Raw genomic sequence first — 6,772 nt, forward strand, 5'->3', positions numbered from 1 at the left:
AGTTGCTCGCGTCGTGGGGTGTGCGGGCTGATTTCCTGGCGGGTCATTCGATCGGTGAGGTGACGGCGGCGTACGTGTCGGGGATGTTGTCCCTGAGGGACGCGTGCACGTTGGTGGCGGCGCGGGGCCGGTTGATGCAGGCTCTGCCGTCGGGTGGGGTGATGGCGGCGGTCGGCGCGTCGGAGGAGGCTGTCGCCGAGTTGATCGGCGTGACCGGTGCGGCGGTGGATGTGGCGGCGGTGAACGGTCCGGCGTCGGTGGTGGTGTCGGGTGCCGCCGGTGAGGTTGCGGTGGTGGTGGCGACCGCTCGTGAGCGGGGTTGGCGGGTCAAGGAACTGGCGGTGAGTCACGCGTTCCATTCGCGGTTGATGGATCCGATGTTGGACGAGTTCGCGTCGGTGGTGGCGGGGCTGGACTGGCGGGTGCCGCGGGTGCCGATCGTGTCGAACGTGACCGGCGCGGTCGCGGAGCCGCTGGAGCTGGTGGATCCGGAGTACTGGGTGCGGCATGTGCGGCAGCCCGTGCGGTTCGCCGACGGGGTGGCGGCGTTGCGGGCACAGGGGGTGGACACGTTCCTGGAGATCGGCCCGGACGCGACGTTGACGGCGATGGTGGCGGAGATCGTCGCGGATGCCGGGGTGCGGCGGGTTCCGGCGTCGCGGCGGGACCAGTCGGAGCTCGCTGCGGTGACGGCGGCCTTGGGGCAGTTGTGGGTGGCGGGTGTGCCGGTCGACTGGGCTGCCTACCACGGTCAGACCGGCGCCCGGCCGGGCGTGGTCGACCTGCCCACGTACGCCTTCGACCATCGACGTTACTGGATCAACGCGACGACGCGGTCCTACCGTCCCCCCGCCGCCCGGCGTACCGCCGCCGACGAGGACTTCTGGCGGGCGATCGAGGCGGAGGACCTGACGACCCTCGCCGAGAGCCTGGCCGTCGACGCCGACGCCCCCCTCGCGGACGTGCTGCCGGCGCTGTCCACCTGGCGACGCCGCCGGGACGCCGAGGCGGCCCTCGACTCCTGGCGCTACCGGGTGGCCTGGCAGCCGCTCACGGACGACGCCGCCCGCGCCGAGGCGACCGACTTCCTGCTCGTCGTACCGGCCGGCGCCGACGCGGCCGTGACGGACTGGGCCGCCGCCCTCGGCGCCGCCGGCGGGCGGATCGTCGAGGTCGACGCCACGTGCGACCGCAAGCGCCTCGCCCACGACCTCGCCGAGGCGTCGACCGGCCGCGACGGGGACGTGCTGCCCGTACTCTCCCTGCTGGCCCTCGACACCCGGCCGTACGCCGGGGCCGCCTCCGTGCCGACGGGCCTCGCCGCCACGGTCGCGCTCGCGCAGGCCCTCGGCGACGCCGGGATCACCGCCCGGCTCTGGATCGCCACCCGCGGCGCGGTCTCCGTCGGATCCCGCGACCGGCACGTCGACCCCGTGCAGGCCATGGCGTGGGGCTTCGGCAGCGTGCTGCGCGCCGAGCACCCGCACCGGTGGGGCGGGCTCGTCGACCTCCCCGAGCAGCCCGACCAGAGCGTCGTGCGGATGCTCCGGACGCTGATCGCCGGCACCGGCCGGGAGGACGAGATCGCCCTGCGCGGCACCGGCGGCCACGCCCGCCGGCTCGTTCGTGCGACGTACGGCGACACCGGTGCGCGCGGTTCCTGGACGCCGCGCGGCACGGTGCTGATCACCGGCGGCACCGGGGCACTCGGGGGACACGTCGCCCGCGCGCTGGCCGCCGACGGAGCCGAACACCTCCTCCTGGTCAGCCGGCGGGGTGGCGAGGCGCCCGGCGCGACCGCCCTCGCCGAGGAACTCGCCGGGCTCGGCACCCGGGTAACCCTCGCGTCCTGCGACGTGGCCGACCGGGCCGCGCTCGCGACGCTGCTCGACTCGATCCCCGCCGAGCTTCCGCTGAGCGCGGTCGTGCACACCGCCGCCGCCCTCGACGACAACGTCGTCGATGCCGTGAGTGTCGACCAGCTGGCCACCGCCCTGCGGGCGAAGGTCGACGCCGCGCGCAACCTGGACGAGCTGACCCGGGGCAGCGACCTCTCCGCCTTCGTCCTCTTCTCCTCCCTCGCCGGCCTCATGGGCGCCGCCGGCCAGGCCACGTACGCGCCCGGCAACGCGTTCCTCGACGCCCTGGCGCAGCGCCGCCGCGCCGAGGGACTGCCGGCGACCTCGCTCGCCTGGGGCCTGTGGGCCGACGGCGGGGTGAGCGCGGGCGACTTCGAACAGCGGCTCAGCCGTACCGGTTTCGGCGCGATGGCGCCGGAGACAGCCGTGCGCGCCTTCAGTCGGGCGCTGGACCGCGACGAGACGTACCTCGTCGTGGCCGACATCGACTGGGCCCGGGTGGCCGCCACCGGTCCGCGGCGCGCCCACCCGCTGGTCCGCGACCTGCTGGCCGAGGCCGGCGCGGCGGTGCCCGCCGACGCCCCGGTGCCGGCGGCCGCCCTGCGCCTGCGCCTGTCGGGAATGCCCGGCGCGGAGCAGTTGCGCGTCCTCGGTGAGCTGGTACGCGCCGAGGTCGCCGCCGTGCTCGGCCACGAGTCCGTCGAGCGGGTGGCGCCGGACCGGGCGTTCCAGGATCTCGGTTTCACCTCGCTGGCAGCTGTCGAGCTGCGCAACCGGCTCGACGCGGCGACCGGCCTCGCGCTGCCGACCACGCTCGCCTTCGACTACCCGAACTCGGCGGCTCTGGCCGGCCACATCCACGCCGAGCTGCTCGGCGGGCAGGCGCTGCCCGTCCCCGCCGCCACCGGCCCCGTCGTGCCGGACGACCCGATCGTCATCGTCGGCATGGGCTGCCGTTTCCCGGCCGGAGCCGAGTCCCCGGAGGGGCTCTGGGACCTGCTGACGGCCGGTGCCGACGCGATGTCGGACTTCCCGGCCAACCGGCACTGGGACCTGGAGTCGCTGACCGGCACCGATTCCTACGTCTCGCGCGGTGCCTTCCTGGCCGACGCGGGTGGCTTCGACGCGGAGTTCTTCGGCATCTCGCCGCGGGAGGCGCTCGCCATGGACCCGCAGCAGCGGCTGCTGCTGGAGGTCTCCTGGGAGGCGTTCGAAGACGCCCGGATCGAACCGCTCGCGCTGCGCGGCAGCCGCGTCGGGGTGTTCGCCGGCACCAACGGCCAGGACTACGAGACCGTCGTGCGCGAGGCCGGTGAGTCGCTCGCCGGGTACGGCGCGACGGGTGCCTCCGCGAGCGTGTTGTCGGGTCGAGTGGCGTACTCGTTCGGTTTCGAGGGGCCGGCGGTGACTGTGGACACGGCGTGTTCGTCGTCGCTTGTGGCGTTGCATCTGGCGGCGCAGGCGCTGCGGTCCGGCGAGTGCGACCTGGCGCTGGCCGGCGGCGTCACCGTGATGTCCACCCCGGGCGCCTTCATCGAGTTCTCCCGCCAGGGTGGGCTGTCGGCGGACGGCCGCTGCAAGGCCTTCGCCGAGTCTGCGGACGGCACCGCGTGGGGCGAGGGCGTCGGTGTGCTGGTGGTGCAGCGGTTGTCGGATGCGCGGCGTGACGGGCGTCGGGTTCTGGCGGTGGTGCGGGGTTCGGCGGTGAATCAGGATGGTGCGTCGAATGGTTTGACGGCGCCGAATGGTCCGTCGCAGCAGCGGGTGATCCGGCAGGCGCTGGCGAGTGCGGGTTTGTCGGCGGCTGATGTGGATGTGGTGGAGGCGCATGGTACGGGTACGTCGTTGGGTGATCCGATCGAGGCGCAGGCGTTGTTGGCGACGTATGGGCAGGGTCGGGATGTGCCGTTGTTGTTGGGGTCGGTGAAGTCGAACATCGGTCACACGCAGGCGGCTGCGGGGGTGGCGGGGATCATCAAGATGGTCTTGGCGATGCGGTACGGGACCGTGCCGGCGACGCTGCACGTGGACGAGCCCTCGTCGCATGTGGACTGGTCGTCGGGTGCGGTCGAGTTGGTGACGGCCTCCCGTGAGTGGCCGGGCGTGGAGCGTCCTCGGCGGGCGGGTGTGTCGTCGTTCGGCATCTCGGGGACCAATGCGCACGTGGTCCTGGAGCAGCCGGAGCCCGAAGCCGTCCCCGAGGTCGCGGCGGAGCCGGAGTCTGCCGGGGGCGCTTCCGTGGCTTTGCCGGTGCCGTGGGTGCTGTCGGGTCGTTCGGAGCGGGGTCTGTCGGGTCAGGCGGGGCGGCTGGCGTCGTTCGTGCGTGGTCGTGGTCTGTCGCCGGTGGATGTGTCGTGGTCGTTGGCGACGACTCGGGCGGCGTTGGAGTATCGGGCGGTGGTGTGGGGCTCGGACGTGGACGAGCTGGTGGTGGGTCTGTCGGCGGTGGCTGAGGGCCGGTCTGCGGGTGTGGTGTCGGCGGGTCGTCGGGCGGTGTTGTTCACGGGTCAGGGTTCGCAGCGTGTGGGTATGGGTCGGGAGTTGTACGAGGCGTTCCCGGTGTTCGCGGCGTCGTTCGACGAGGTGTGCGCCCGTTTTGATGGTTTGTTGCCGCGTGCGTTGCGGGAGGTCGTGTTCGCCGAGGCGGGTACTTCCGATGCCGGCTTGGTGGATCAGACGGTGTTCGCGCAGGCGGGGTTGTTCGCGGTCGAGGTGGCGTTGTGGGAGTTGCTCGCGTCGTGGGGTGTGCGGGCTGATTTCCTGGCGGGTCATTCGATCGGTGAGGTGACGGCGGCGTACGTGTCGGGGATGTTGTCCCTGAGGGACGCGTGCACGTTGGTGGCGGCGCGGGGCCGGTTGATGCAGGCTCTGCCGTCGGGTGGGGTGATGGCGGCGGTCGGCGCGTCGGAGGAGGCTGTCGCCGAGTTGATCGGCGTGACCGGTGCGGCGGTGGATGTGGCGGCGGTGAACGGTCCGGCGTCGGTGGTGGTGTCGGGTGCCGCCGGTGAGGTTGCGGTGGTGGTGGCGACCGCTCGTGAGCGGGGTTGGCGGGTCAAGGAACTGGCGGTGAGTCACGCGTTCCATTCGCGGTTGATGGATCCGATGTTGGACGAGTTCGCGTCGGTGGTGGCGGGGCTGGACTGGCGGGTGCCGCGGGTGCCGATCGTGTCGAACGTGACCGGCGCGGTCGCGGAGCCGCTGGAGCTGGTGGATCCGGAGTACTGGGTGCGGCACGTGCGGGAGCCGGTGCGGTTCGCCGACGGGGTGGCTGCTCTGCGGGGGCAGGGGGTGGACACGTTCCTGGAGGTCGGCCCGGATGCGACGTTGACGGCGATGGTGGCGGAGATCGTCGCGGATGCCGGGGTGCGGCGGGTTCCGGTGTCGCGGCGGGATCAGCCGGAGGTCGGCGTGTTGACGTCGGCGCTGGGGCAGTTGTGGGTGGCGGGTGTGCCGGTCGACTGGGCGGCGTACCACGGTCAGACCGGCGCCCGGCCGGGTGTGGTCGACCTGCCCACGTACGCCTTCGACCACACCTGGTACTGGCCCGAGGCGGCGCCCGCGGCCCGTCGGGACGTGCACGGCGAAGCTCTCGACGGGCGGTTCTGGGCGGCCGTGGAGTCCGGCGACCCCGACCTGGTCGGCGGCGAGCTGGGTGTCGGCGCCGACGAACCGTTCAGCGCGGTCCTGCCGAAGCTCGCGCAGTGGCGGCGGGCCGCACAGCAGCGGTCGACGGTGGACGCCTGGCGCTACCGCGTGGTGTGGCGGCGCCAGGACGTGACCGGAAACGAGAACCTGACCGGCTCCTGGCTCGTGCTGATGGTGCCCGGCCAGGAGGACCACCCGTTGCTGGCCGGGCTGGCGGAGCGGGGCGCCGAGATGATCCCCGTGGTGCTGGACGAGCTGGACCGGGACGGGATCGCGCGTCGGCTGTCCGCCGCCTCGGCGGCCGCAGGACCGGTCGCCGGGATGATCTCGCTGATGTCGCTGGCCGGCGCCGGTGTCGTCGAGGCACTGGCGGTCGCGCAGGCGCTTGCAGTCACTGAGGTCGAGGGTCGGCTGTGGTGGTTGACCAGCGGTGCCGTCTCCGTGGACGACTCCGAGCCTCTGACCGACCTGGACGGTTCTGCGGTGTGGGGTTTGGGTCGGGTGGTGGGTTTGGAGGTGCCGTTGCGGTGGGGTGGTTTGGTGGATTTGCCGGGTGTGTTGGGTGGTGGTGTGTGGGGTTGGTTGTGTGGGGTGTTGTTGTCGGGGGTTGAGGATCAGGTGGCGTTGCGGTCGTCGGGTGTGTTTGTGCGGCGGTTGGTGCGTGCGGGTTGTCCGGCGGGTGCGGGTGCGGGTGCTGGTGGTGGTTTTCGGTTGTCGGGGACGGTGTTGGTGACCGGTGGTACGGGGGCGTTGGGTGCGCGGGTGGCGTTGTGGGCGGTGGGTGTGGGTGCGGAGCATGTGGTGTTGGTGAGTCGGCGTGGTGGTGGTGCGGCGGGTGTGGGTGAGTTGGTGGGGCGGTTGGAGGGTTTGGGTGTGCGGGTGTCGGTGGTGGGTTGTGATGTGGCGGATCGTGGTGCGGTGGCGGGGTTGTTGGGGGATTTGGTGGGTCGGGGTGAGCGGTTGCGGGCGGTGGTGCATGCGGCTGGTGTGGCGCAGTTGACGCCGTTGGGTGAGGTGGGTGTGGGTGAGGTGGAGGAGGTGTTGCGGGCGAAGGTTGGTGGTGCGGTGGTGTTGGATGAGTTGACTGCTGGTTTGGATTTGGATGCGTTTGTGGTGTTTTCGTCGATTGCGGGGGTGTGGGGTTCTGCGGGTCAGGTGGGGTATGCGGCGGCGAATGCGTTTGTGGATGGGTTGGTGGTGTCGCGGCGTGGGCGTGGGTTGGTGGGGACGTCGGTGGCGTGGGGGCCGTGGGCTGAGGCGGGTATGGC

At 72.2% G+C, this 6,772-nt stretch carries 1 protein-coding gene; it reads left to right on the forward strand.

Annotated features, from left to right (window positions below; all coding sequences use genetic code 11):
- Positions 1 to 6,772 (forward strand): type I polyketide synthase (locus tag BAW75_RS06035; RefSeq protein WP_146074802.1); only part of this gene is annotated, 6,772 nt, incomplete at both ends.

Source organism: Micromonospora chalcea, from assembly GCF_002926165.1.
Taxonomy (GTDB): Bacteria; Actinomycetota; Actinomycetes; order Mycobacteriales; family Micromonosporaceae; genus Micromonospora; species Micromonospora chalcea.